26 protein-coding genes and 2 pseudogenes are annotated in these 24081 nt (G+C 51.5%); 10 read left to right on the top strand and 18 right to left on the bottom strand.

The features are described from left to right. Window positions 1–15 precede the first annotated feature (15 nt). Window positions 16–741: pseudogene (actS, locus tag P349_RS0124765) on the bottom strand (amidase activator ActS). 156 nt (window positions 742–897) lie between these two features. Here actS and P349_RS00965 point away from each other — a divergent pair. Further along, entirely contained in the window at window positions 898–1632 is a 735-nt protein-coding gene (locus tag P349_RS00965) for a FadR/GntR family transcriptional regulator (RefSeq protein ID WP_032664276.1), read from the top strand. Here P349_RS00965 and fliR read toward each other — a convergent pair. The 13 genes from fliR to fliF all read right to left on the bottom strand — a co-directional run bounded on the left by fliR (window position 1629) and on the right by fliF (window position 12323). Next, window positions 1629–2417, bottom strand: a complete 789-nt coding sequence (gene fliR, locus P349_RS00970) for a flagellar biosynthetic protein FliR (RefSeq protein WP_032664274.1) — start codon at window positions 2415–2417, stop codon at window positions 1629–1631. The genes P349_RS00965 and fliR overlap by 4 nt on opposite strands. Window positions 2418–2419: 2 nt before the next feature. After that, window positions 2420–2689, bottom strand: coding sequence for a flagellar biosynthesis protein FliQ (fliQ, locus tag P349_RS00975; RefSeq protein ID WP_032664273.1), 270 nt, complete (start codon window positions 2687–2689; stop codon window positions 2420–2422). A 12-nt stretch (window positions 2690–2701) separates the two neighbouring features. Next, entirely contained in the window at window positions 2702–3445 is a 744-nt protein-coding gene (gene fliP, locus P349_RS00980; protein ID WP_032664271.1) for a flagellar type III secretion system pore protein FliP, read from the bottom strand. Next, window positions 3442–3837, bottom strand: coding sequence for a flagellar biosynthetic protein FliO (gene fliO / locus P349_RS25870; RefSeq protein ID WP_032664269.1), 396 nt, complete (start codon window positions 3835–3837; stop codon window positions 3442–3444). The genes fliP and fliO overlap by 4 nt, the downstream gene beginning before the upstream one ends. Then, window positions 3837–4223, bottom strand: coding sequence for a flagellar motor switch protein FliN (gene fliN / locus P349_RS00990; RefSeq protein WP_032664268.1), 387 nt, complete (start codon window positions 4221–4223; stop codon window positions 3837–3839). The genes fliO and fliN overlap by 1 nt, the downstream gene beginning before the upstream one ends. Window positions 4224–4230: 7 nt before the next feature. Further along, on the bottom strand, window positions 4231–5232 hold the full coding sequence (fliM, locus tag P349_RS00995) for a flagellar motor switch protein FliM (RefSeq protein ID WP_032664266.1): 1002 nt from the start codon (window positions 5230–5232) through the stop codon (window positions 4231–4233). A gap of 5 nt (window positions 5233–5237) precedes the next feature. Further along, window positions 5238–5744, bottom strand: coding sequence for a flagellar basal body-associated protein FliL (gene fliL / locus P349_RS01000; protein WP_032664264.1), 507 nt, complete (start codon window positions 5742–5744; stop codon window positions 5238–5240). A gap of 147 nt (window positions 5745–5891) precedes the next feature. Further along, window positions 5892–7118 (bottom strand): flagellar hook-length control protein FliK, encoded by a 1227-nt coding sequence (locus P349_RS25040; protein WP_050597533.1) that lies wholly within the window; start codon window positions 7116–7118, stop codon window positions 5892–5894. Between the two features lies 1 nt (window position 7119). Next, the gene (gene fliJ / locus P349_RS01005; RefSeq protein ID WP_032664262.1) at window positions 7120–7563 is read right to left on the bottom strand and encodes a flagellar export protein FliJ; all 444 of its coding nucleotides are present in this window, start codon (window positions 7561–7563) and stop codon (window positions 7120–7122) included. 15 nt (window positions 7564–7578) lie between these two features. After that, window positions 7579–8952 (bottom strand): flagellar protein export ATPase FliI, encoded by a 1374-nt coding sequence (fliI, locus tag P349_RS01010; RefSeq protein WP_032664261.1) that lies wholly within the window; start codon window positions 8950–8952, stop codon window positions 7579–7581. Continuing rightward, window positions 8952–9659, bottom strand: a complete 708-nt coding sequence (locus P349_RS01015) for a flagellar assembly protein FliH (protein WP_032664258.1) — start codon at window positions 9657–9659, stop codon at window positions 8952–8954. The genes fliI and P349_RS01015 overlap by 1 nt, the downstream gene beginning before the upstream one ends. Next, window positions 9646–10632, bottom strand: coding sequence for a flagellar motor switch protein FliG (gene fliG / locus P349_RS01020; protein ID WP_032664257.1), 987 nt, complete (start codon window positions 10630–10632; stop codon window positions 9646–9648). The genes P349_RS01015 and fliG overlap by 14 nt, the downstream gene beginning before the upstream one ends. After that, on the bottom strand, window positions 10629–12323 hold the full coding sequence (fliF, locus tag P349_RS01025; RefSeq protein ID WP_032664255.1) for a flagellar basal-body MS-ring/collar protein FliF: 1695 nt from the start codon (window positions 12321–12323) through the stop codon (window positions 10629–10631). The genes fliG and fliF overlap by 4 nt, the downstream gene beginning before the upstream one ends. Before the next feature lie 288 nt (window positions 12324–12611). On the opposite strand from fliF, the gene fliE reads away from it, so the two are divergent. The 8 genes from fliE (at window position 12612) to P349_RS01065 (ending at window position 19627) form a co-directional block, all read left to right on the top strand. Then, entirely contained in the window at window positions 12612–12941 is a 330-nt protein-coding gene (gene fliE / locus P349_RS01030; protein ID WP_032664253.1) for a flagellar hook-basal body complex protein FliE, read from the top strand. A gap of 64 nt (window positions 12942–13005) precedes the next feature. Then, window positions 13006–13851 (top strand): CheR family methyltransferase, encoded by an 846-nt coding sequence (locus tag P349_RS01035; RefSeq protein WP_032664251.1) that lies wholly within the window; start codon window positions 13006–13008, stop codon window positions 13849–13851. Continuing rightward, on the top strand, window positions 13848–14894 hold the full coding sequence (locus P349_RS01040) for a protein-glutamate methylesterase/protein-glutamine glutaminase (RefSeq protein ID WP_032664249.1): 1047 nt from the start codon (window positions 13848–13850) through the stop codon (window positions 14892–14894). Before P349_RS01035 ends, P349_RS01040 begins: the two co-directional genes overlap by 4 nt. A gap of 42 nt (window positions 14895–14936) precedes the next feature. Beyond that, on the top strand, window positions 14937–15326 hold the full coding sequence (cheY, locus tag P349_RS01045) for a chemotaxis response regulator CheY (protein WP_032664246.1): 390 nt from the start codon (window positions 14937–14939) through the stop codon (window positions 15324–15326). A 2-nt stretch (window positions 15327–15328) separates the two neighbouring features. Beyond that, the gene (cheZ, locus tag P349_RS01050; protein ID WP_032664244.1) at window positions 15329–15970 is read left to right on the top strand and encodes a protein phosphatase CheZ; all 642 of its coding nucleotides are present in this window, start codon (window positions 15329–15331) and stop codon (window positions 15968–15970) included. Window positions 15971–15982: 12 nt separating this feature from the next. Next, window positions 15983–17134 carry a flagellar biosynthesis protein FlhB gene (gene flhB / locus P349_RS01055; protein ID WP_032664242.1) on the top strand — a complete coding sequence of 384 codons (1152 nt, stop codon included), beginning with the start codon at window positions 15983–15985 and terminating at the stop codon, window positions 17132–17134. After that, on the top strand, window positions 17127–19226 hold the full coding sequence (gene flhA, locus P349_RS01060; protein WP_032664239.1) for a flagellar biosynthesis protein FlhA: 2100 nt from the start codon (window positions 17127–17129) through the stop codon (window positions 19224–19226). The genes flhB and flhA overlap by 8 nt, the downstream gene beginning before the upstream one ends. 8 nt (window positions 19227–19234) lie before the next feature. Continuing rightward, window positions 19235–19627 carry a flagellar protein FlhE gene (locus P349_RS01065; protein ID WP_050597539.1) on the top strand — a complete coding sequence of 131 codons (393 nt, stop codon included), beginning with the start codon at window positions 19235–19237 and terminating at the stop codon, window positions 19625–19627. Between the two features lie 64 nt (window positions 19628–19691). Here the strand turns inward: P349_RS01065 and P349_RS01070 are convergent, their stop codons facing one another. Genes P349_RS01070 through fliD form a run of 3 tightly spaced genes read right to left on the bottom strand, consistent with a single transcriptional unit; the run spans window position 19692 to window position 21982 of the window. Then, window positions 19692–20033: a flagellar protein FliT gene (locus P349_RS01070; protein WP_032664233.1), complete on the bottom strand. Its 342-nt coding sequence runs from the start codon at window positions 20031–20033 to the stop codon at window positions 19692–19694. A gap of 17 nt (window positions 20034–20050) precedes the next feature. Then, entirely contained in the window at window positions 20051–20434 is a 384-nt protein-coding gene (fliS, locus tag P349_RS01075) for a flagellar export chaperone FliS (protein WP_032664231.1), read from the bottom strand. A gap of 51 nt (window positions 20435–20485) precedes the next feature. Continuing rightward, the gene (gene fliD / locus P349_RS01080; RefSeq protein ID WP_032664229.1) at window positions 20486–21982 is read right to left on the bottom strand and encodes a flagellar filament capping protein FliD; all 1497 of its coding nucleotides are present in this window, start codon (window positions 21980–21982) and stop codon (window positions 20486–20488) included. A gap of 455 nt (window positions 21983–22437) precedes the next feature. Here fliD and P349_RS01085 point away from each other — a divergent pair, with 455 nt between their 5' ends. Further along, the gene (locus P349_RS01085; RefSeq protein WP_032664227.1) at window positions 22438–23712 is read left to right on the top strand and encodes a FliC/FljB family flagellin; all 1275 of its coding nucleotides are present in this window, start codon (window positions 22438–22440) and stop codon (window positions 23710–23712) included. 111 nt (window positions 23713–23823) lie between these two features. On the opposite strand, the pseudogene P349_RS0124755 reads toward P349_RS01085, so the two are convergent. After that, window positions 23824–23946: pseudogene (locus P349_RS0124755) on the bottom strand (amino acid--tRNA ligase-related protein); the annotation flags it as partial. Between the last annotated feature and the right edge of the window lie 135 nt (window positions 23947–24081).

Raw genomic sequence — 24081 nt, 5'->3', positions numbered from 1 at the left:
TGATTAAACAATCACTTAGCACTTCGGTTTGCCGCCCTGTACCGGGAGATAGCGCTGTGGGTCGATGGCTGTAGCACGGTAGCGGATCTGGAAGTGAAGCTTCACAGAGTTCGTGCCAGTGCTTCCCATGATTGCGATCTTTTGTCCCGCTTTCACGTTCTGTCCGTTATTGACCAGCATCGTGTCGTTGTGCGCATAAGCCGTAATGTAATCTTCACCGTGCTTAATCATGATTAAGTTGCCGTAACCACGCAACTGGTTACCGACATCCACGACCTTGCCCGCCCCGGAAGCATAAATCGGCGAACCGCGCGTGCCCGCAATATCAATCCCTTTATTTCCCCCTCAGAAAGTGAATAAGGAGAAACCACTTTACCACTGGCAGGCCACACCCAGCAGCGTTGTCCCGGTGGTGGCCACGATGAGGTCGGAACTTTATAAGACGGCGTCACCGCTGCAGTTTGCTTTTTGGTGGACGAGGGTTTTTCGCCGAGGAACCATTGACCTTAAGCCGCTGCCCCACTTCAATGGTATAAGGGGGGAGATGCCATTGATACGTGCCAAATCTTGCACGCTGGTTGCCGTCTTCTGCAAAATACGATAAAGCGTATCGCCGCGTTTAACGGTATAGACCGACCCGGAATAGCTGCCGGCATCCGGAGATTTACTGCCGGAGCAACCCGCCAGTATCAGACAACACAATGCGGCAATGAGCGTTTTTATCAAGCGTCCTGCGGGCAAAACAGACCTCGTTCAATGTGAATAGAGACCCTCTATACTACCAATAAGACGGTTGCATTGCCTGACAATTTTCTGACCGAGGGTCGCTGAAATATCGGATGACTTTCCTTACAAAAGAACTAAACTCTGAAAGCTTATTTATGTCATGAGGTCTGTATGCTTGATAACTTATTTACACCCATAATTAAAAATAAAGACCAAAAAGAAACACTTTCCGATCTGGTTTATAACGAAATTCGTACAGCAATCAGAAATGATAAACTTCGCCCGGGCGATCAACTCCCGGCAGAGCGGCAACTGGAAAAACTATTTCTCGTCTCCAGGGTGCCTATTCGCGAAGCCATCAAAAAACTGACTACCGAAGGGATGTTACGCCATAATCCGGCAGGTGGTGCGATCGTTTCTGATCTCTACAAAGAGGTATTTTCCCAACCTCTGGAACTGTTGCTAAACGTCGATCCACAAGCCAAAAGAGACGTCCTGGAACTGCGTCGCCTGCTGGAAGGGGAAGCCGCTTATTATGCTGCTCAACGCGCGACTGCTCAGGAGCATGAACTGCTGACCCAAAATTACTATAAACTTCGGGACGCTTATTTTAATGGTACCCAGCAGGAAGCTGCAGCAGCCGATGCTGCGTTTCACTTAAGTATCGTTCATGCGGCTCATAATCACGCGCTTAATAGTATTATGAGTATCTTTTATACTGTACTGGAAAGTTCTGTTCTCAATGCCGCAGACACGATAAGAAAAAATGAAGAGAGCTGGAATGCAACGGATAATCATCATAAGAAATTATTATCCAGTATTATTCAGGGAGATGCCGAGGAGGCTCGCCGTATTGCCAGAGAGCATCTGAATTTCATTTACAGTATTCTGACCATGATACGCTAATTACGCGACTGAAATCCGGCGAAAACGTCTCTCAGCCCGTCAAAACACCCGGCCAGCAGATGGGAAAAGAAAGGTGAAAGGGTGTACATAATAAGCGATAATGCCAGCATCCCCACACTCAGGGAGAGCGGGAATCCAATCACGAACACCGACAGTTGTGGTAACAACCGGTTGATAATCCCTAGCGTCAGGTTCAGACACAGCAACAAAGCAATAACCGGTAATCCAAGCATCAGACCAAATTTGAATACCATCCCCGCCCCTGCCACCAACGTATAAAAGCCTGCGGCTCCCATGAGGCTCACGCCAATGGGCAATGTTTTAAAACTCTCCGCAACAACCTCTATCATGTACAGGTGACCATTAAAGATCAGGAACAGCATCGTCACCAGCAAGTTCAGCAACCTTGCTACCACAGGCATATTCTGTCCGCCACTGGGATCGTAAAACGTGGCGAAGGAAAGCCCCATTTGCAGGCCGATAATTTCCCCGGCATGGCGCACAGCCACGAAAATAAGCTGAGCACTGAGTCCGATGGCGGTACCGATCAGCAACTGCTGCGCCCCACACCACAACCCACTGAATGAGTAGATAGCAACAGAGTTATCAGGTAACTGCGGCGCGATAAGCGCACTCAGAATCAGCGCGAGACCAATTTTAACCTTCTTACTGATCTGCTTTTCGCTGAACAGCGGCGCACTGCTGAAAAGCGCCAAAATACGCAAGAAGGGCCAGAACAGATGACTGATCTGCGGGAAGAGCGAAACCAAAGACAGTGCCAGCATAATTAACGGATGAGGTAAGGAATACTACTGAAAAGCGTGTGCATATAATCGAGAAAAATCTCCATCATCCAGGGACCAAGAGCAATCACCACCACCACCAATACCAGGATCTTGGGAATAAATGACAGCGTCATTTCGTTAATCTGGGTCGAAGCCTGCAAGATACTGACCACAAGCCCCGCCACCAGCGAGGCAAGTAATAATGGCGCGGCGATCAACAGGCCAATTTTTATAGCCTGAAACCCCAATGACATGACTATTTCCGGCGTCATTTTCGCTCCTGATTAACTAAAGAAGCTCTGGGCGAGCGAGCCAATAATCAACTGCCACCCCCCTACCAGCACAAACAACATCAACTTGAACGGCAGTGATATAGTCGCTGGCGGTACCATCATCATCCCAAGCGCCATCAGTACGCTGGCAACCACCAGGTCGATTATCAGAAAGGGAATAAACATCGTAAAACCGATCTGAAACCCGGTTTTCAGTTCACTGGTCACAAAAGCGGGTACCAGCAGGCTCATCGGCACATCATCCGGAGTGGCAAAATTTTGTTGATGCGCAATGCGGGTATAGAGTGCAAGATCATCTTCCCGGGTCTGGCGCAGCATAAATTCACGCATCGGCTGCTCTCCTTTCACCAGCGCTTCCTGAAAAGTGATTTTGTCCTGAGAGAGCGGATGCCAGGCCTCGTCATATACCCGGTTGAATACCGGCGACATCACAAAAAAGGTCAGAAACAACGCCAGTCCCAGCAAGACCTGGTTTGGCGGCGTGGACCCCGTGCCCAGCGCATTACGCAGCAGTCCTAACACAATAATAATCCGGGTAAATCCGGTCATCATCAGTAAAACCGCAGGCAAAAACGTCAGTGACGACAGCAATACAAGCGTCTGCACTGGCAAAGACCAGCCATTGGCCGTTTCGTGAGCCAACAGAATATCGCCATTCGCCGCGAGAGCACTGTGTGCTGGCAGCAACATCAACACACAGCTCAGCAGCAGCAGTTTGCGTAAGCAGATATTCATTTGCGCCCTCCGGGAGCGTAGCGTTTCACGCTACTCAGCAGCGCTTTGTGGAAACTTTCCCTGGCCGATAAAGGGGAAAACGAAGCCTCAATATTCTCCTGCTTCTCCATCGTTGACAGACAAGAGATGCTTTTTGCCGTCACCCCCAGCACCAGCCATTGCTCCCCGATTTCCACCACCACAACTCGCTGCCCAGGGCCTAACGATTCGCTGTGTTTAACGCTAAGCATTGGGCGCACATGACGCCCTCGCCCCGTAAAAACGACCCGCCGATAAAGGTTGACTGCGACTATAAAGGCCAGCAGCACCAGTACCAGTCCTCCACCAACATGAAGAAAGACAGAGGATATCGCAGGCCCGGTATTCAGAACGGTGTGTGTAGCAGGGATCATTATCGGCTCAGACGGTTCATACGTTCAGAAGGGGTGATGATGTCGGTGATGCGGATACCGAATTTATCAGAGACCACCACAACTTCCCCCTGAGCTATCAGATAGCCGTTGATCAGGATATCCAGCGGCTCTCCCGCTAACCCTTCCAGGGCAACAATCGATCCCTGGCTGAGTCGTAGCAAATCTTTGATCGTCATTTTAGTGCGCCCTAACTCCACGGTCATTTTGACCGGGATATCAAGCACCAGATCCAGATCTTCAGAAAACTGGGCAGTCGGCTGTACAGAATGTTGCTCTTCGGTGGAGAGCTGTTCACTCATTGCACTGGCCCAGAGATCGTCCGCTGAGGATTTGTCTGCGCCAGCAGGCTGTTCGTTATCGCTCATGCGACCGTCACTCCTTGGTTTTTAAAGATAACAATGCGGGGTTCATCATTTTGTCGACCCGCAGGGCATACTGGTTGCTGACGCTCCCGTATTTCCCCGCCAGGACAGGTATGCCATCAACAAAGGCTTCCACGTTTTCGGGTCTATCCAGCGGAATAATGTCCTGCGGTTTGAGTTTCATCACCTGCGACAGGCGCGTAGGGATGTCAGCAAAATTCACCACCAGTTCCAGCTCTGTATCACGCACCTGAGACGCCAACGCGCTACGCCACCGATCGTCTTCCTGGCGGGAGTTTTCCACCGGTGGGTTGGTCAGCAACTCACGTAAAGGCTCAATAAGGCTGAACGGAATACAAATATCCAGCTCACCGCTATGTGAGCCTATCTCGACATAAAACGGCGTAGTGATCACAATGTCGTTAGGCGAAGAGGTAATATTGGTAAACTTCACCTGCAATTCAGAGCGCACATATTCTGTTTTCAGCTTGAAAATGGTGCTCCAGGCATCATCGTAAGCTTCCTGAGCCATGGACAGCATACGCTGAATAATGCGCTGCTCCGTTGGGGTAAATTCACGTCCATCCGCTTTGGTCTGAAAACGCCCATCGCCACCAAACAGGTTATCGACCGCCATAAAAACAAGGTTTGGCGAGAAGACAAACAGCGAAGTGCCACGTAACGGATTTAAATGCACCAGGTTCAGGTTGGTCATTACCGGTAAATTGCGGGCAAATTCGTGGTAAGGCTGAATACGAATATTGCCAGCGGTAACATCCGGGCTGCGACGCAGAATATTAAACAGCCCCATACGAAACTGACGGGCGAAACGTTCGTTAATGATCTCCAGCGAGTGTAGACGCTCACGGATAACGCGGCGCTGAGTATTGGGATCATACGGGCGGATCGTTTCACTCCCGATTTGCTGTTCGGCAAATCTTGGGTGCTCTTCGCCCCCTCCACCGTTCAGCAGACGATCTATTTCATCCTGAGACAATATGCTGTCAGACATTATTATTACCGTAAGATAAAAGCGTTAAACAGGACGTCAGTGACAACCAGCGACTGTTTTCCTGGAAGCGGCGTTTTTAGCATCGTTTCGATATCCTTCACCAGCTGTGCCTTACCCTGCTCCATGGAAAGGTCGGAAGCCGTCTGCTGAGACAGCAACATCAACAAGCGGCTGCGTATTTCAGGTAAATATTCCGTTAGTATCGTTTTGTCACGCTCATTCGCTAAACGCAGGGTTAATCCGATATACAGTACCCGCTCACTGTTATCACTTTCGGGTTTGAGGCTGACGGTAAATGTGTCCAGAGGAACATAAATCGGCGGTACCATCGTCTTTGCCGCCGCAGATGTCGATTGCTGAACATGGCCCGCAACCTGATTTTTAATTTTGTTCATTTCGAAATACATAAAACCTGCCAGCAACACAATAATGATAAACATTAACACCAGCAGAATAATAATCAGGGGGCGTGTTTTACCGTTTCCGGCGGGTTTCTGGTTTTTCTTCGACATCGGATTAATAAACCTTTAATAAAAGCCATCTGCTACGTGAGTCATTAAATGTGCAGACCGGGAGGGCATTCTATTACAGCCTCCTCCCGGAACAATTTGCTGAAAAAATGAAATTCCTGACAGCAGATTGAGTAATAGAAAATAGCGTCAGACGAACGTATTGATCCCACTGGAATAAGAGATCGTCCGCAGAATATTATCCGTCTCTTCAACGGTGGATTCCCCACCACCTTCTTCCGTCATCCCCTGAGAAGAGCCTCCCCCCTGACCCTGGCCGGAGTAAGACGATCCCCACGAAGCGGCCCCATCTGAGCCGATACTGCTCTGCCCAAGCTGAATACCGGACTCTGCCAGAGAGGTCCGAAGGTGTGGCATCGCAGATTCCAGAGCGGCGCGCACCTGGTGGTTATCGGTGACAAAATGCAATTGTGCCTGATCATTGTTTAGCCTCAGACTGATTTGTAGCGCCCCTAACTCTTCGGGATGCAGTCGAAGCTCCGCATGATGTACGCCATCACGGGTGAAACAGGCCACCTGCTGACCCAAAGACTGTTGCCACACGGGAGTTCCGACGTCCGCATTCAACACCCCAGTCGTGATGAGTGGCGCTGGCGTGGTAAGGGAAACGGTGGGAGGTGTATGAACCGGTGTGCTACTCACTTGTACTGGCGTACTCACATCAGCCATCGGTGTAAAATGTGCCGGTTGCTGAGGTTGATCAGGCTGCGACTGTCCCACCGATTCACGCGCAACGGATAACCGCGTCGCCATGATGTCGGTTGCCTTCGCTGACTGTTCGGCCGAGGGCTTCATAGGGATTAACGAGATAGCACCCTGCTCATGCTTTGTCGCCTGAAGACTGTCCTGTACGGCCAGATGAACCGACTGGGGTTTATCCGTCACAGAATCCTTTTGTGCCTGCATCAACGGAGCCAGCACAGCAGACATATCCTTTTCCCCTGCTAATGCCGTCGTTGCCACGGTTTCCTGCCGGGCAGTCCCGCCCCCCTCCGCTGCCGTCGGCACATCAGACAATACCGGAGATAAACGCGAAGCGTGGTGGATAGCACCGGCCGCAACGTCTGTGGACAATGCATCAGGTGGTGTATCGGCAACGGTCTGAACCAGCGGGAACAATCCAACAGCAAGACCGTTGACCGGTAATTCTGTCTCTTTCTTATCAGACGCTGGTTTATCCCCATTCTGCGCCGTCTTACCGGGTAAAGTATTCTGTGTCGCGGGTTGTGCTGACGGTGGGAAATCCGGCTGCCGTTTTTTATCCAGCTCGGCTGCGAAACGTTCATCGCCGTCAGGCTGTGCAACGGCCTGACGGCCTGTTTCGCCAGGGGTGACTGGCAGTGTTCGAACGATCATTTTATTTATTCCTCTGGCTCGCACGACGTGCAAATTCATCCATCATTTTCTGATCCTGACGATTTTCATAGAGTAACCGCCGGGCTTCAGCACGGTTTTGCAGGGTTTCAAACGCATTCAGTCGCTGCTTATCCTTACGCCAGGCGCAGAGAGTCTCTTCCACTGCACGTTCGCTATCGTTGACTGTATGGGTCTGCCGGGCGACCACGCGTCCAAGTGAGCCGATAAACCCCTGGTAAGCCTGTAACGCAATGACTGAGACACCTTCACCCACGAGGGTATTTTGCATACGCTGGCGGTAATCACGTTCATAGCTCTGTAACTGTTCAAGACGGTGCATCTCCATGGCATGCGCCTGACGCGCTCGTCCCAGTCGGGACGTGGTGTCATTCAGCGTCTTCTCCGCCAGATCGCGCAGAATATCCATTGGGGCTGGTGCAGCCATCGCAAATACCTCTGGTTATGCTTTCGCTTCCGGGATCAAAGCACCAAGCTGCTCACGTGCTTGCGTATACTCGCAACATTCGTGGATCCCCTGCTGTAGATACTGTTCTATCTGCGGGTAAAGCGTAATCGCCTGATCCAGTAGCGGATCACTGCCTGCGGCATAAGCCCCCACACTGATCAGATCGCGATTGCGCTGGTAAGAAGAGAGCAACTGCTTAAAACGCTGCACCTTTTTAAAATCGGAAAGCGCAATAAGTTCCGCCATCACGCGGCTGATTGAGGCTTCAATATCAATAGCCGGATAGTGACCCGACTCCGCCAGACGACGAGACAGGACAATATGTCCATCCAGGATAGCGCGCGCGGAGTCCGCAATAGGATCCTGCTGGTCATCCCCTTCAGTCAGTACGGTGTAAAACGCGGTGATGGAGCCCCCCCCTTTGATACCATTCCCGGCACGTTCTACCAGCGCGGGAAGGCGGGCAAATACCGAAGGTGGGTACCCTTTGGTTGCTGGCGGCTCGCCAATGGCCAGCGCAATTTCACGCTGCGCCATGGCGTAACGGGTCAGGGAATCCATGATGAGCAGGACATCCAGACCGCGATCGCGAAAATCCTCTGCAATACGGGTGGCATAAACCGCGCCCTGCATACGCAATACTGGGGAAACATCCGCCGGAGCAGCAATCACCACCGAGCGTCGTAGCCCTTCATGACCGAGAATATTTTCAATAAAGTCTTTTACTTCACGACCTCGTTCACCAATAAGCCCCACGACAATCACATCGGCTTTGGTATAACGGGCCATCATGCCGAGCAGCACGCTTTTACCCACACCAGAGCCGGCGAACAATCCCATACGCTGCCCACGTCCCACGGTCAACAGACCATTGATGGCGCGAACACCAACATCCAGCACCTCTTTGATGGGATCACGTTGCAATGGGTTAAAGGGGGTCGTAAACAACGACGCCTGGTGACCCGTATCCGGCGGCGGTAGGCCATCCAGTGGACGGGCACTGGCATCCAGCACACGCCCCAAAAGCCCACGTCCCAGCGGCAACTGCTTACCTTTTACGCTACCCTCACCACTTTCCGGGGCATAAACCCTCGCGCCGGGCAAAATCCCTTCGACGTTTTCCAGCGGCATCAGATACAGTGTCTCGCCGTTGAACCCCACAACTTCGCTCTCCACCGCCTGGAGCCCCTCAGTATCATTGCGTTCAACAATACACAGCGTGCCAATAGGCAACTTGAGACCCACAGCCTCCATCACCAGCCCTGTTGCTCGGGTCAGAAAGCCGTAGCGGCGAAAAGGTGGCAACGTGGTCATCCGTTGTTCGCGCTTATCAAGACACATAAGCCAGTTTTTAAGCCGCGAAGACATCAGGAGATCTCCTCCCAACTGAGCCGACACAGCGCCTGCCAGCGCGTTCTGAGGGTGGCATCCAGCTCCCCCTCATCCGTACTCATCCGACAGCCACCAGGCAGAAGGTGCGAATCAATACACAACTCCCAACCACGGGCGGTAACAACCTCTTCTAGCGCCTGTCGTACCTGCTCAGACTCATGGGTACTGATCCACAATTTGCCATACCCCTTCAGTAAGGGATCTTCTGCCAGCAACTGCTGCACACGGGAAAACAGTTGTGAGTGCGTGCTGTCATTCACAATGTGTTTTCCGAGCATAGATCGTGCTGCAGTAAGCGCCATCTGCACCAGCCTCGACGGTACCACGCTGTCAAGATCGTCCAGCGCCGTCTTAAAGCTCTCCAGCAGTGTGCCAAATTGCTCTGCTAACTGTTTTTGATGCGCCAGCCCTTCCGCTTTTCCCTGAGCAATGCCCTCTTCACGCCCCTGCTGCAGACCGATTTCGTAACCTTGTTTCTTTCCCTCTTCCAGCCCTTTTTGCTGACCCTGGGAGAAACCGCGATGTTCGGCCATTTGTTGCAAACGAGCCAGTTCAGCCTGTTGTATCTCCGGGGAAAGCCCCGGTTCGGCGGCAACCATCTGCGGGGATGTTTCGTCCCATGCAGGAGTGCCTAACAGATCTTCTGGCTGCCAGTTGCGCCAGTCGTGATCAGACGTAGACATCTTCGCCTCCTCCAATCACAATCTCACCGGATTCAGCCAGACGACGAACAACCAACAGAATATTTTTCTGCTCCGCTTCAACCTGAGACATACGCACCGGCCCACGGGTGTTGAGATCGTCACGCATGATATCGGCCTGACGTTTAGACATATTGCGGAAGAACTTCTCACGCAGGGCCTGATCAACCCCTTTTATGGCGATAATCAGCGACTCGTTGTCAATATCCTGAAGGATCCGTTGAATACTGCGGTCTTCAAGTTCAACCAGATTCTCGAACAGGAACATCTCATCAATAATTTTTTGCGCCAGTTCAGCATCAAATTCACGCACAGCCGCAATCGCCGCCTCTTCCTGTTGAGATTTCAACAGGTTGAGAATTTCTGCCGAAGCACGCACGCCGCCCATCTTGTTGCGTTTCAGATTCTGACCGTGCAACAGATTGTTCAGCACTTCCGTCAACTCCTGCAAGGCCACGGGTTGCACGCCGCCAAAGGTGGCAATACGCAGCATGATGTCATTGCGCTCGCGCTCATCGAAACGCGCCAGGATATCGGCAGCCTGAGCACGTTTGAGATGTACAAGAATGGTCGCAATGATCTGCGGATGCTCTTCGCGGATCAGATCGAATACCGCGATCGGCTCCATCAGATTAAGGGTTTCGATACCGTTGCTGTTATTGTGTGACTCCAGCAAATCTTCCAAGAGCGTAGCGGCGCGTTCCTCACCCAGCGCCTTAACCAACACGCTGCGCAGGTATTCATTGGTATTAATACTCAGTGCCGCATACTCTTCGGAATCACGCTGAAACGCTTGTAAAACCTGAGAAAGCTGGTCATGGGTAAAAGAGCCCATATTGACCATTGCGCTACTGATCTGCGTCACCTCATGGGTATTGAGATGTTTAAAGACCTCCGCTGCCCGCTCTTCACCGAGCGTCAACATAATAATGGCACTTCTCTCGGCGGCATTCATGATGGCATTTGCTCCTTATTCATCCACTGACGGATCACCAGGGCAATGATCTGCGGCTCCTGTTCCGCCATTTCACGCAGATTCTGGGTGCTCAGTTCGGCATCCATTCGCAGTTGCGCTTTCGCAAGCTCATTGCTCTCTTTCTTACGGCGTTGCGCATCCATCTCAGCTTCACGGGCCTCCTTGACCATCGTCAACCGTTGCAGCTCCAGCTCTTTATGCTTGTGCCAGAACGGTTGTACCGCTTTACGCCACAGCACCCAGGCGATAACTGCCACGACCAGGTAACGCACCACCTCCAGCAGCAGATTGATCACATCTGGCTGTTTCCACAGTGGGATAGCCGCGTCGTGATCCTGAGTACTAAAGGGTGTATTGACCACATTCAGCGTATCGCCACGCGTGGAGGAGTAGCCCATCGCCTCTTTCACCAGCGCATTGATCTGATCCATCTGAGCCTTCGTCAGCGCAGCAGACTGACCATCTTTTCCCGGCAAATAGTTCACCACCACGGCCACCGATAGGCGCTGTACCGTACCGGTATCGTGCTTGATATGGGTCAGAGTGCGATCCAGCTCGTAATTGGTCGTGTCATCCTGATGCTGGTTATAAGGCACCGTCACCGTGCCGTTACCGGCAGCTGCCTGCGACGTGTTTTTACCCGATGAGGTTGTCTGCCCAGCAGTCGAATTTACGGGTCGCACAATAGGGGCGGTGGCAGGCTCTGGCGGCTGGTTGCTTAATGCACCGGGAACCCCTCCGACGCCGCTTTTCCCCCCCTGCTCAGAGCGGCTACTCTGCTGGCTGCGGATCGCCATTTTGTCCGGCGAACTGTTAGGCTGATACTGTTCGGAGGTCTGCTCGTTTTGGGTAAAATCGATTTGCGCCGTCACTTCCGTTCTGACGTTCTGACTCCCCACCACTGGCGCAAGAATGGCCTGAATACGGTTCTGGTAGTCTGATTCTATATGTTGGGTATATTTCAGTTCGGTTGTCTGCGCCGACTGCGCCCCGTTCTGGGTGAGTAAGTGTCCGGCCTGATCAACAATCGTCACATTATCAGCGCTCAACCCTGGGACTGCACTGGCAATCATGTAAGCGATAGCGTTGACCTGTCCATCACCGAGCGCACGCCCACTTTGTAGCGTCAGGGTCACAGACGCAGTAGGCTCTTTCTGCTCACGAATAAACAGAGATGGCTTTGGCATCGCCAGATGAATACGCGCGCTCTGCACAGGACCCAGTGTTTCGATAGTACGGGAAAGTTCGCCTTCCAGCGCACGCTGGAAGTTCACCTGTTCACTGAACTGGCTGATACCAAACCGTTCCTGATCCAGCAGTTCAAAACCTACAGCCCCCCCCTTCGGCAACCCCTGCTGAGCCAGCTTCAGGCGCACTTCATAGACCTTATCTTCCGGAACCATAATTGCACCGTTATGTTCCGCAAACTGGTAAGGTACCTGCATCTGTGTCAGTTGCGTGACAATCGCGCCGCCATCTTGCTCGCTGATGTTGCTGTACAGAACACGGTAATTCGGTGTTCTGGCCCACAACAGTAATGCAATGATGATTGAGATAGAAATCGCCGCCGCAACGATAAAAATAATTCGGGGATTAGCACGAATGCGTTCAAATATCGCCTTCATATCAACGGTGCTATTTTTCTTGCTGCCTATGGTTGTGGCATTCATGCCATATTCCTGTAATAAATAAATGACGCGAATTTAACGCTGGCGTAATATCTCAACGGACGTTCTTCCCAGTGTATCTGGATCGATATCAGGTTCTTACCAGTCAAATTCTGGCGGAGTATTATCTACAGAATAAGGTAAATACTAAGTGGCAATAAGCTGAAATTTGTGTCAGCTATTCACATTATGCCGTTCGGGTGCTCACATGTTAATCTTTGTGACATTCAGAATAGTCTCTGGTCATGCCAGAATAAGAACCTGAAAGACTGGTTCAAAAGGAACGTGTTAATGTCCATGAATTCGATTGGTGGGGTGCTGGATCAAATTAAATTTCAATCCGGCCAGATTTCCACTCCCCTTTTTGGGTCTTTTTCCCCTTCAGCATCAGGAAAAACATCCCCATTCTCAGATTTATTGCTCAATAGCATTAATAACATTAGTCAACAGCAGCAACAGGCTAAACAGCAATCGCAGGATTATCTTTCTGGCGTACCGGGGGTAGGACTGAATGATGTGATGGTTTCATTACAAAAATCGTCACTCTCTCTGAATCTCGGTGTTCAGGTCAGAAATAAATTAGTGAGTGCCTATCAGGATATTATGAATATGGCCGTGTAATAGCGGCCTTATCATTTTTGTCACTCCACCCCTGACATTTTTCTGTATTGCATCCTCCAGAGATATGAACGACGTAACTGAAAAATACTACTCTGCTCAGAATGCCCTGACAGAAAATGAATTAGCGCGCATCGGTCAGTTGATTTATCAGCGAGCGGGCATTGTGCTAAATAATCAAAAGAAAGATATGGTCTATAACCGTCTTTCCCGACGATTGCGTGAGCTCAGGCTTCATCGCTTCAGTGATTACCTGTCGCGTCTTGAAAGTGATCCTGCCTCTCCGGAGTGGCAGGTGTTCACCAATGCACTGACCACCAACCTGACCTCTTTTTTCCGTGAAGCCTACCATTTCCCCATTCTGGCAAAACACGCTCAGACACATCGAGGGGCTTACAACGTCTGGTGTGCGGCGGCCTCCAGCGGCGAAGAGCCCCTGTCCATCGCCATGACGCTTGAAGAGGTGCTGGGGCACAGTATTACCGGCCCTCGCGTTCTGGCTACCGATATTGATACCGAAGTACTGCAAAAGGCCAATGAGGGGGTCTACCGTATGGCGGATCTGGAACGGCTGACGGAGCAGCAGAAAAAAAACTGGTTCTTACGTGGTAAAGGTCCGCTTCAGGACCATGTAAAAGTGAAAAAAAATCTGCTGTCGACGATCGAGTACCGACAACTCAATCTGATCGCACCGGAGTGGAAGATTCCGGCGCCTTTTGACGCCATTTTTTGTCGTAACGTGATGATCTATTTCGATCGTCAGACCCAGGAACAATTGATGCAGCGTTTCGCCAGAGTCCTTAAGCCTGGCGGTCTTCTGTTTATCGGCCACTCGGAACATTTCAGCACCGTTAACGGCCCATTCCGCCTGAGCGGACAGTCGGTCTACTGCCTCTCCGGGAAGGAAAAATGAAAAAGATAAAAGTGCTCTGCGTGGATGATTCCGCACTTATCCGCAACATTATGACCCACATCATCAATGCACAGCCGGATATGGAGATGGTCGCGGTGGCGATAGATCCGCTGATGGCTCGCGATCTCATTAAACAGCATAACCCGGATGTGCTGACCCTCGATGTGGAAATGCCGCGCATGGACGGTCTGGATTTTCTGGAAAAGTTGATGCGCCTGCGTCCAATGCCTGTCGTCATGCTCTCTTCGCTGACCAGTAAAGGGTCAGATATTACCCTCAGTGCGCTGGAACTTGGAGCGGTGGATTTTATCACCAAGCCACAGATGGACCTGCAAGAGGGAATGGTGCAGTACAGCGAGATGATCGTGGAAAAAATCCGGACCGCGGCAACCGTGAAAATCAATCGCCACCATGAAATGCCAAAAGCAGCAAAAATCCGGCATATGCCACTTACAGGCAGCGAAAAGATTATTGCCATTGGGGCATCCACCGGCGGGACCGAAGCCCTGCGTCAGGTGCTGGAGCCGATGCCGCCAGGCTGTCCAGGGATTGTGATAGCCCAACATATGCCCCCCAAATTTACCCGTTCTTTTGCCGAGCGACTGGACAACATTTGTCAGTTGGCAGTGAAAGAAGCGGAAGAAGGTGATCGTGTCCTGCCAGGCCACGCCTATATTGCGCCAGGTGGCTTGCATATGGAACTGGTTCGTAGTGGGGCGAACTACCATCTGCGACTGGACGATTCACAACCGGTGAACCGCCATCGCCCCTCTGTAGATACCCTTTTCCGCTCTGTTGCTCGTTGTGCCGGACATAATGCCGTCGGCGCCATTCTCACCGGTATGGGTAGCGACGGTGCAGAAGGGCTGTTGGCCATGCGTCAGGCGGGAGCCAGAACCCTGGCTCAGAGCGAACGCAGCTGTGTGGTCTTTGGTATGCCACGAGAAGCCATTGCAATGGGCGCCGTCTGTGAAACGGCTGACCTTGATCAACTGTGTCAACGCCTGCTCAGCAATGTGGTCGGTCAGGCGCGACGAATTTAACGCTATCCGATTGAATATCTCCCTTACATCAGGAACTTTATTATGGCAGACAATAACTTGCGCTTTTTAGTTGTGGACGATTTCGCCACCATGCGCCGTATCGTTCGTAACCTTTTAAAAGATCTCGGCTTCCACAATGTGGAAGAGGCCGAGGATGGTCAGGATGCGCTGACCCGTCTGCGAACGTCCCATTTTGACTTTGTCATCAGCGACTGGAATATGCCCAATATGGATGGCCTACAGTTGCTGACGGCAATCCGCCAGGATACCGCGCTGAACACAACACCGGTACTGATGGTGACGGCTGAAGCGAAGAAAGAAAATATCGTTGCTGCCGCTCAGGCGGGTGCCAGCGGCTATGTGGTAAAACCGTTCACCGCCGCGACACTGGAAGAAAAGCTAAACAAAATTTTTGAAAAAATTGGGTGGTAACCATGACAACGCCCTCTCATACCCTCGCTCCTGACAATTTCAAAAATATCTTCTCCCGCATCGGACATCTGACACGTTTGTTGCGCGACAGTCTGGTAAGCCTCGGTCTTGACCGGGCGATTATGGATGCCGCCGAAGCGATCCCGGATGCCCGGGATCGTCTGAGCTATGTGGTCGGTAAAACGTCCCAGGCCGCCGACCGAGTCCTTACCTGTGTTGAGCAAGCGCGCCCGCAGCAAGAGCAGCTCAGCGAGCAGGCTCAGCAGCTCTCGCTACGCTGGGATGACTGGTTTGAAGAGCCAATCGAGATGCCCGTGGCGAAAGAGCTGGTGATGGACACCCGCCAATATCTGCAACAGGTGCCGGATCTTGCTCGTCAGACCAACATCCAATTGATGGAAATCATGATGGCGCAGGATTTTCAGGATCTGACCGGTCAGGTGATCCAGCGCATGATGTCGCTGATTGAGGTTATCGAGAAAGAGCTGATTCAGGTTCTGGTGGAAAATGTCCCGGAAACTGTCATGGCGCCAGATGACGAGACGGACAACCTGAAAAATGGTCCGCAGATCGATCAGAATCGTGACGGTGTGGTCGCAACGCAGGATCAAGTGGACGATCTGCTGGCGAGTCTGGGTTTCTAATCCAGGTAGCTTATGTCCGAAGAGAGCAACGAAGACAAGACCGAGGACCCCACCCCCCACCGACGGGAAAAGGCCCGCGAGGAAGGGCAGATCCCCCGTTCGAAAGAACTCAGTTCACTCCTGATGCTGCTGACCGGGTGGGGACTTCTGTTAACGGGTGGGAGTCGGCTGGTACGCAGTCTGTTGCATCTGTTACGTAACGGACTGACATTTAGCCGGATGCAGGTTCGCGATCCCATGTTTATGCTCCACCATCTGCATCAGATGCTGAACCTGATGAGCAGCGCACTGATGCCGCTGGTTCTGGGGCTATTTATCACCGGCATCACAACACCGATGCTGATCGGCGGACTCCATTTTGGCGGTAAATCGCTGAGCTTTGATATGAAGCGTCTCAACCCACTCCCTGGGATGAAGCGCCTCTTTTCCGGCCAGGTTGTGTCCGAGTTATTGAAAAGTCTGCTGAAGGTACTCCTGGTGGGCTGTGCGGGAGCACTGTACCTCTATAAAAGCAGAACACATTTTATTCAACTGACCAACGAGCCATTGACCTCTGCGCTGGCGGACGCCATGCAGCTCATCATGAATGGTTTGCTGATGGTGCTGCTGTTTTTGATCCCGGTCGTGGGCTATGACATTTTTTATCAGCTCACCAGCCACATGAAAAAGCTACGGATGACCCGCCAGGAGATCCGCGACGAATTTAAACAACAGGAAGGCGATCCGCACGTCAAAAACCGCATCAGGCAGATGCAACGCGCCGTGGCCCGCAACCGAATGATGTCGGATGTGCCAAAAGCAGATGTGATCGTCAATAACCCGACCCACTACTCCGTTGCACTTTCCTATCAGGAACACGGTATGGGCGCCCCCGTGGTGCTGGCAAAAGGGGCTGGCGAAGTCGCACTCAAGATTCGTGAACTGGCAGCCCAACACCGGATACCCATGCTTGAAGCCGCACCACTCTCGAGGGCGCTTTACCGCCACTGTGAAATTGGTGAGCAAATTCCGGCGGAACTTTACAGCGCGGTGGCCGAAGTCCTTGCCTGGGTCTACGGCCTTCGTCGCTGGCGTCAAAGCGGTGGCACGCCGCCGAAAAAACCCAAAGATCTTCCGGTCCCCGAAACACTGGATTTTGAACAAGAGATAACACGCGATGGCTGATATTGCTGACAAATTACGACTCCCGCGACTGAAAGACACTCAGTGGCAAATCCTCGCAGGCCCTGTGCTGATCATGATGATCCTGGCGATGATGGTGCTGCCGCTACCCGCGTTTATTCTGGACACACTCTTTACCTTCAATATTGTGCTTTCACTCATGGTATTGCTGGTTTCGATGTTTACCCGTAATACGCTGGAGTTCTCCGCCTTCCCGACAGTGTTGCTGTTCGCCACTTTACTCCGGCTGGCGCTGAACATTGCTTCCACCCGAATTATTCTGATGGAAGGTCACACCGGTGCTGCTGCCGCAGGCCGTGTTGTTGAGGCCTTTGGTCACTTTCTGGTGGGCGGCAACTTTGCCATCGGCATCGTGGTATTCGCCATTCTTATCATCATCAACTTTATGGTCATCACCAAAGGTGCCGGACGTATTGCTGAAGTGGGAGCCCGTTTTGTCCTTGATGGTATGCCGGGCAAACAGATGGCGATTGACGCCGATCTCAACGCCGGATTGATTGGTGAAGCAGAAGCGAAGCGTCGCCGTAATGAAGTGACTCAGGAATCTGATTTTTACGGTTCCATGGATGGTGCCAGTAAGTTCGTGCGAGGGGATGCGATCGCAGGTTTGCTGATCATGGCGATTAACGTCATCGGCGGCCTGACTATCGGCGTACTCCAGCACGGCATGAGCTTTGGTGAAGCCGGAGAAACCTACACGCTGCTCACCATCGGTGATGGTCTGGTGGCGCAGATCCCGGCACTTATCATCTCCACTGCAGCGGGTGTTATCGTCACCCGGGTCGCGACCGATCAGGACGTGGGCGAGCAGATGGTCGGCCAACTGTTCAAAAAACCACAGGTGATGCTGCTGGCTGCCGCAGTGATTGGTTTGCTTGGGCTGATTCCGGGGATGCCCAATTTTGTTTTCCTGCTGTTCACTGCCGCTCTGCTGGGTCTGGCCTGGTGGCTGCGCGGCCACCAGACTCAGGGGGCAGGTGTCAGCGCTAGCGAAGAACAGAACCGTAGCGATGCACAAGCAAAATCAGATCGTGCTACAGCAGATGCCGCCTGGTCCGACGTCCAGATGGAAGATGTGCTGGCGCTGGAAGTGGGTTATCGCCTGATCCCGATGGTGGACAGCGAGCAGGATGGTCAGCTACTGACGCGAATACGCGGGATCCGCAAGAAATTCGCCCAGGAAATGGGGTTCCTGCCGCCTTCAGTACACGTTAGCGATAACCTCAGTCTGACGCCTGGTGCTTATCGCATCCTGCTTAAGGGGGTAGAGATTGGTCATGGTGAAGTACAAACCGAGCGCTGGATGGCGATTAACCCTGGTTGTGCCGAAGGCGATCTGCCAGGTACGCCGTGTGAGGATCCCGCTTTTGGTCTGCCAGCCTGTTGGATTGATGAGGTACAACGTGAGCAGGCCCAGAATCAGGGTTATACCGTAGTCGATCCGAGTTCCGTGGTGGCAACACATCTCAACCACCTGCTGACGTTGCACACGGGTGAGTTATTTGGTCGTCAGGAGACTCAGCAATTGCTGGATCGCATTACGAAAGAGTCGCCGAAACTGGTGGAAGATCTTATTCCAGGAGTGATCTCTCTGACGCTATTCCACAAAGTGTTACAAAACCTGCTGTCCGAACGTATCTCTATCCGAGATATGCGCACCATTATTGATACCCTGGCCGAATTTGCGCCAATCGTGACGGATGCCGATGAACTGACCGCCCAGGTTCGCATTCGTCTGGGACGCGCCATTACCTACCAGTGGTTCAACAATAACAACGATATTCAGGTCATTGGCCTCGACAGTACACTTGAGAAACTGCTTATCCAGGCCGTGCAAAATGGCAGCGCCATCGAACCCGGTATTGCCGATAACCTGATGCAACAAACTGAACAGGCCATTCTTGAGCAAAATGCCCTGAGCCAGACACCCGTACTGCTGGTCTCCCCTACGCTTCGCACCATGCTGTCTCGCTTTCTGCGCCGGGTATTCCCGCAGTTGGTTGTACTCTCCACGCTTGAAATCAGCCATAACCGCACCGTGAAGATGACCGCTGTGATTGGAGGCCAGGGATGAGGCTCATCATGCTCCCCCTGCTACTCAGTCTTCCCTTAACGGCCACCGCCGTGGCCGGAGGTAGCTGGAGTCAACAAAGCACCGGTGGCACGGTAAGCGTCGGCAAACAACTGTTGGTAGGTCGTACGTTATCTTCACCCGCAATGATTTCTCACACCGCCCTGGTGAGGGAAATTGGCTGGAAAATCACTCTACTTTCACCTCCGCCACGGGGACTTGAGGTTAAACTCTGCCGTCGGGAAGGATGTCTTCAACTTCCGGCACTGGCAGGGCATATGACGCTTTCCCACCCCTGGTCAGCCATCGGTGATTTTCGCTTCCTCTATTCCGTGAACAGTACAGGACAGCTTATCCCCGCCTTAACCGTGGTACGTAATCAGCTGACGGTGAATTACCGTTAATCGAATCAGAAACCCTGAATACAGAAAGGCTATTCCCATATCAAGGACATAGCCTTCATGCATTTTAATGGAAAGAGGTGATTTGCTGGAGGGCGTAGTACTGGCTAATCTTCGCCCCCTGATGCAGGGAGGAGAGATTTTTCTTCAGAATCATCAGACGGGCTTTGAGGTGACGGGTCATCTCGGCTTCGTTATCCACCAGCGTCCCAAGCAAGGTTTTCAGCGTCTCTTTTTCATGAAACGACACCTGCGGGCTGGCAAGCTCATCGGCCAGCGCCTGCATTTTGATGACATAGCGCTCAGCAAGAGCAATAAACTCTTCCCACTGCTCCTGCTGCACCAGCATCAGTAAGGTGGTATTGATTTCAGCAATCTCGTTATAAAATCCTGAGAGTGTTTCTTCCATTCTACTTTTCACTTTTGTTAAGGTTCAATTTCTTTCCACGTATCCGCAAGCCTGACCAACAGCTCATCAACGTGCGCCAGCAGGTCGGGATCGCCGCGAAGGTTTGCCTGTAATAAGGTGCGGGACATATAGACGTAAAGACGTTCCAGATCAGCGGCAATATCCAGCCCCCGCTCATGATCGAGTGAGGCACGTAACCCGTTATCAATAATGTTGATCGCTTTGGAAATCATCTTGCCCCGTAGTGCAACATTACCATTGTCAAAATAGATACTGGCCCGGCGCAGGGCATTATGCGCCCCCTCAAACAGCAGGGTGATTAACTGATGTGATGTGGCGCCAGAGACCTGACTTTGCAGCGACACCTGGGCATAAGCAGAAGATCCCTGAGATTGATACATATAGAACTCCATCAATGCGGGGCCGATAACCGCCCCGCAACTTTCCCAAAATTACAGTGAAGACATTAAAGAGGTGATCTGCGAACTCATGTTGTTCATTTGCGACATCGTGGTATCCAGCGCTTCGAACTGTTTACGATAACGCTCCACATCGCCATCAATTAGCTTCTGGGTTTTGTCTATCTGCTCCTGAATCTGTTTAGTCTGATCGTTCAGGCCATCGGTGGCCGTTTTGATAAGCCCATCCGTGTTGGTTTTGGAATCCCCGATATAGCTAGTGATGATGTCACTCATCGTAGAGGAGAGACCTTTACCGGTTTTCGTATCCGTGAACATCTTACTGATCTGATCCGGATCGTCGGCAATGGCAGAATCCAGCGTATCTTCGTCCAGAGTCATCTGGCCGGTAGATGCATCAATTTTGATGCCTAAATCCGCCAGCGAGCTGTAATCTGCCCCTGAATCACCGTAGTTAGCATTCACCGTCGAGCGAACCTGACTGACCAGTCCACGCAGGGTCGAATCCCCTACCAGAGGGCCGCTCTGGTTACTCTGCGTCGCCACGTCGTCGTCAGTCAGGCCAGAGGTGTCGTTCTGCACATATTTGCTGGCCGCCGTCGTCAACCCCAACAGGCTGTTATACTGCTTCACAAAAGCCTGAATATTGGTCTTGATGGCGGAGGTGTCCTGAGTCAGGGTTAACTGCTCAGACTGGAATTTTGTTGGAGTGGAGTCATCTTTTTCCGATACGGATTTCAGTTTCAGGGTAATGCCGTCGAGAATATCGGAAATATTGTTGCTTGAACGGGTGTACTGGCTGCCGTCAACATCCACAATAGCGTCTTTGGCATCGGAAACCGCGATCATCGCATCGCCAGCACCTGGATCGTTCGGAATTTCGTTACCCTTGTCATCCACATGCTGACCACCATTAGAGGTGTCCATCATCGCAGCCAGATTACCGTCACCATCCACTTTAACGCTCATCTCACCGTCTGTACCGGTGGATTTGGAGTTAAGCGCCAGCTGATATCCACTCCCGGTTTTCTGAACGGTTGCCGTGACATTCCCCCCCTCCTTGTTAATTGCTTTCGCAATATCATTGAGGGAAGTTTCGTCGTCACTAAGTTCAACTTTGACTTCGGAGCCATCTTTCTGCGTGATGGTAATCGTACGAGTGCCGCCGGTCTGCGTACCTAAATCGGTATCGGCGCTGTCTTTCGTCTCGGTGCGCAATTTATGCGCCTGAGCCATCTGTTCTACCGTCACTTCATGGGTATCCGCCTGCGCACCACTACTGGCAGTGGCCGTAAATGCTTTATTGTCGCTGACGGTCATCGTGCTAAACGCATCGCTACCGAGGGATTTAACACTCTTTTGCAACGCGGAAAGCGCACTGGAGATCTGTCCCCAGGCGGAAATTTTTGATTTATAGCTGGTCTGTAAGTTAGTCAGCGGTGTCAGACGGGTCTGCTCGCTGGCCTGAATCTGTTGCAGCATAGAGGCGGTATCAATACCTGAACCGATACCCAGTGATGAAATACCCATTTATGTCTCCTGTCCGGAATTAGCGATATTTGGAACTGCTCTTCCTGAACTATCGGCCTCAATAAAGATTAGATTAATTTTTTACTTATCTATGAGCAAGCGCAGACAGCCCCGACAGCGTTTATTTTCGTTTTTCGATGAATCACCATGATTGATATTCGATACCGAATGTTATGGCATAAAAATGAACACCAAAATCAATACCTGAATTTACGAAAGATTTTGTGCGCAATTCATCGAATTACCTTTAGCATTGTCTTATCAGGAGATAAAAAGCGTTAAAGGACAAAAATAAATATCCTTAAATAACAATGGAATATAGGTTAATTACTGGCTTTAACATGCTTTTCATTTCAGTCAATTTTTCCCACGCCGATATTTCTAATATGCGAACAGAATAACGCATATCGGTATAACGAAATGGGTTCAATATCCCCTATATTTGAGGAATTTACATGTCACAGGTTATTAATACCAACGCCCTGAGCCTGATTGCCCAGAACAATCTGAATAAATCTCAGTCTTCTCTGGGTACTGCTATCCAGCGTCTCTCTTCTGGTCTGCGTATTAACAGTGCAAAAGATGATGCCGCTGGCCAGGCCATCAGTAACCGCTTTACCGCGAATATCTCTGGTCTGACCCAGGCTTCCCGTAACGCCAACGATGGTATTTCTATCGCGCAGACCACTGAAGGCGCGCTGAACGAAGTCAACGACAACTTGCAGAACATCCGTCGTCTGACTGTGCAGGCACAGAACGGCACCAACTCCGATTCTGACCGTCAGTCCATTCAGGATGAAATCACCGCTCGTCTGGACGAGATCAACCGTATCTCCGACCAAACCGAGTTTAACGGCGTAAAAGTACTGAGTGCAGATCAGACGCTGTCTATTCAGGTAGGTTCAAACGACGACCAGACCATTGATATTCAGTTGAATAAAATGGATCAGACAACGCTGGGAATGGATGGCTTTAATGTGGTGCAGGGTCTGGATCCATCAACCCTGACCGATGCCACCACTACAGATATTGATGCCGGTTACAAATACAGTATGGCGAATGCCACAGACAGCGCAGCTACCCCACAAACTGCAACGGATGTTCTTAAAGACGACAAAGGCCAGCTCTATGTCAAATTTAATGATGGGACTAACGATCAATACGTGAAGGCGACTGATGATGGCAAGGGTAACTTATCATTTGATTCAACTGCCAGCCCTTCCCAAACCGTTCCAGCTAATGCAACCAGCGTAGATGGGAAAGAAGCCACCAAATCAGTGACTATTGATACTTCTGGTCTCGCATCCGGTTCAACATTACAAACGGATGGTAAAGGGAACTACTATGTCAAGGCAACTGATGGCTCCTTCACCAAAGCCAATATTACCGTTGATAAAAAAGCGGGAACAGCAACAGCGAAAGATACTGGCACCGCAGTTTCTACTGCTGATGCAACTCAGGATCCACTGGCTGTTGTCGATGCCGCGCTGGCACAGGTTGATAAACTACGTTCAGGGCTGGGTGCAGTGCAGAACCGCTTTGACTCTGTTATCAGCAACCTGGATAACACCGTGACCAACCTGTCTGAATCACGTTCTCGTATTCTGGATGCTGACTTCGCGTCTGAGGTGTCCAACATGAGTCGCGCCAACATTCTGCAATCTGCTGGTACAACCGTGTTGGCTCAGGCTAACCAGGTGCCGCAGAACGTACTGCAGCTGCTGCGTTAACCCTCTCCATCCTGATGAACTGACTGCATATGCGGGTCAGTTCATATCAAGGGCTGAGTTCGTATTCAACCGAACTCAGCCCTTTTCTATACTTCTTTTTATTCTTAAGCCTTATTTCACCGGACGCATCGCCGGGAACAGGATCACGTCACGGATGGTGTGGCTGTTAGTGAACAGCATCACCATACGGTCGATACCAATACCCAGACCTGCAGTTGGTGGCAAGCCGTGTTCGGGCCTCGCGAAAGATACTGATGATCTGTTCGTCGGAAAAACGCTTCTTCATGGGGATGCCCTCACGTTGCTGATGAAGGCATTACTAACATCGTGGTGTGTTAATCAACGGGGAGCAGGTCACAACGCTTTCAG

It is taken from the genome of Enterobacter sp. DC4 (assembly GCF_000568095.1).
Classification (GTDB): domain Bacteria; phylum Pseudomonadota; class Gammaproteobacteria; order Enterobacterales; family Enterobacteriaceae; genus Enterobacter; species Enterobacter pseudoroggenkampii.
This window is presented reverse-complemented; position numbering and strand designations above follow the sequence as displayed.

Bases quoted from the DNA above. Each gene is read 5' to 3' on its own strand.
- P349_RS00965 (WP_032664276.1), top strand. From the start codon at position 898: ATGCTTGATAACTTATTTACACCCATAATTAAAAATAAAGACCAAAAA.
- fliR (WP_032664274.1), bottom strand. From the start codon at position 2,417: ATGCTGGCACTGTCTTTGGTTTCGCTCTTCCCGCAGATCAGTCATCTG.
- fliQ (WP_032664273.1), bottom strand. From the start codon at position 2,689: ATGACGCCGGAAATAGTCATGTCATTGGGGTTTCAGGCTATAAAAATT.
- fliP (WP_032664271.1), bottom strand. From the start codon at position 3,445: ATGAATATCTGCTTACGCAAACTGCTGCTGCTGAGCTGTGTGTTGATG.
- fliO (WP_032664269.1), bottom strand. From the start codon at position 3,837: ATGATCCCTGCTACACACACCGTTCTGAATACCGGGCCTGCGATATCC.
- fliN (WP_032664268.1), bottom strand. From the start codon at position 4,223: ATGAGCGATAACGAACAGCCTGCTGGCGCAGACAAATCCTCAGCGGAC.
- fliM (WP_032664266.1), bottom strand. From the start codon at position 5,232: ATGTCTGACAGCATATTGTCTCAGGATGAAATAGATCGTCTGCTGAAC.
- fliL (WP_032664264.1), bottom strand. From the start codon at position 5,744: ATGTCGAAGAAAAACCAGAAACCCGCCGGAAACGGTAAAACACGCCCC.
- P349_RS25040 (WP_050597533.1), bottom strand. From the start codon at position 7,118: ATGATCGTTCGAACACTGCCAGTCACCCCTGGCGAAACAGGCCGTCAG.
- fliJ (WP_032664262.1), bottom strand. From the start codon at position 7,563: ATGGCTGCACCAGCCCCAATGGATATTCTGCGCGATCTGGCGGAGAAG.
- fliI (WP_032664261.1), bottom strand. From the start codon at position 8,952: ATGTCTTCGCGGCTTAAAAACTGGCTTATGTGTCTTGATAAGCGCGAA.
- P349_RS01015 (WP_032664258.1), bottom strand. From the start codon at position 9,659: ATGTCTACGTCTGATCACGACTGGCGCAACTGGCAGCCAGAAGATCTG.
- fliG (WP_032664257.1), bottom strand. From the start codon at position 10,632: ATGAATGCCGCCGAGAGAAGTGCCATTATTATGTTGACGCTCGGTGAA.
- fliF (WP_032664255.1), bottom strand. From the start codon at position 12,323: ATGAATGCCACAACCATAGGCAGCAAGAAAAATAGCACCGTTGATATG.
- fliE (WP_032664253.1), top strand. From the start codon at position 12,612: ATGTCCATGAATTCGATTGGTGGGGTGCTGGATCAAATTAAATTTCAA.
- P349_RS01035 (WP_032664251.1), top strand. From the start codon at position 13,006: ATGAACGACGTAACTGAAAAATACTACTCTGCTCAGAATGCCCTGACA.
- P349_RS01040 (WP_032664249.1), top strand. From the start codon at position 13,848: ATGAAAAAGATAAAAGTGCTCTGCGTGGATGATTCCGCACTTATCCGC.
- cheY (WP_032664246.1), top strand. From the start codon at position 14,937: ATGGCAGACAATAACTTGCGCTTTTTAGTTGTGGACGATTTCGCCACC.
- cheZ (WP_032664244.1), top strand. From the start codon at position 15,329: ATGACAACGCCCTCTCATACCCTCGCTCCTGACAATTTCAAAAATATC.
- flhB (WP_032664242.1), top strand. From the start codon at position 15,983: ATGTCCGAAGAGAGCAACGAAGACAAGACCGAGGACCCCACCCCCCAC.
- flhA (WP_032664239.1), top strand. From the start codon at position 17,127: ATGGCTGATATTGCTGACAAATTACGACTCCCGCGACTGAAAGACACT.
- P349_RS01065 (WP_050597539.1), top strand. From the start codon at position 19,235: ATGCTCCCCCTGCTACTCAGTCTTCCCTTAACGGCCACCGCCGTGGCC.
- P349_RS01070 (WP_032664233.1), bottom strand. From the start codon at position 20,033: ATGGAAGAAACACTCTCAGGATTTTATAACGAGATTGCTGAAATCAAT.
- fliS (WP_032664231.1), bottom strand. From the start codon at position 20,434: ATGTATCAATCTCAGGGATCTTCTGCTTATGCCCAGGTGTCGCTGCAA.
- fliD (WP_032664229.1), bottom strand. From the start codon at position 21,982: ATGGGTATTTCATCACTGGGTATCGGTTCAGGTATTGATACCGCCTCT.
- P349_RS01085 (WP_032664227.1), top strand. From the start codon at position 22,438: ATGTCACAGGTTATTAATACCAACGCCCTGAGCCTGATTGCCCAGAAC.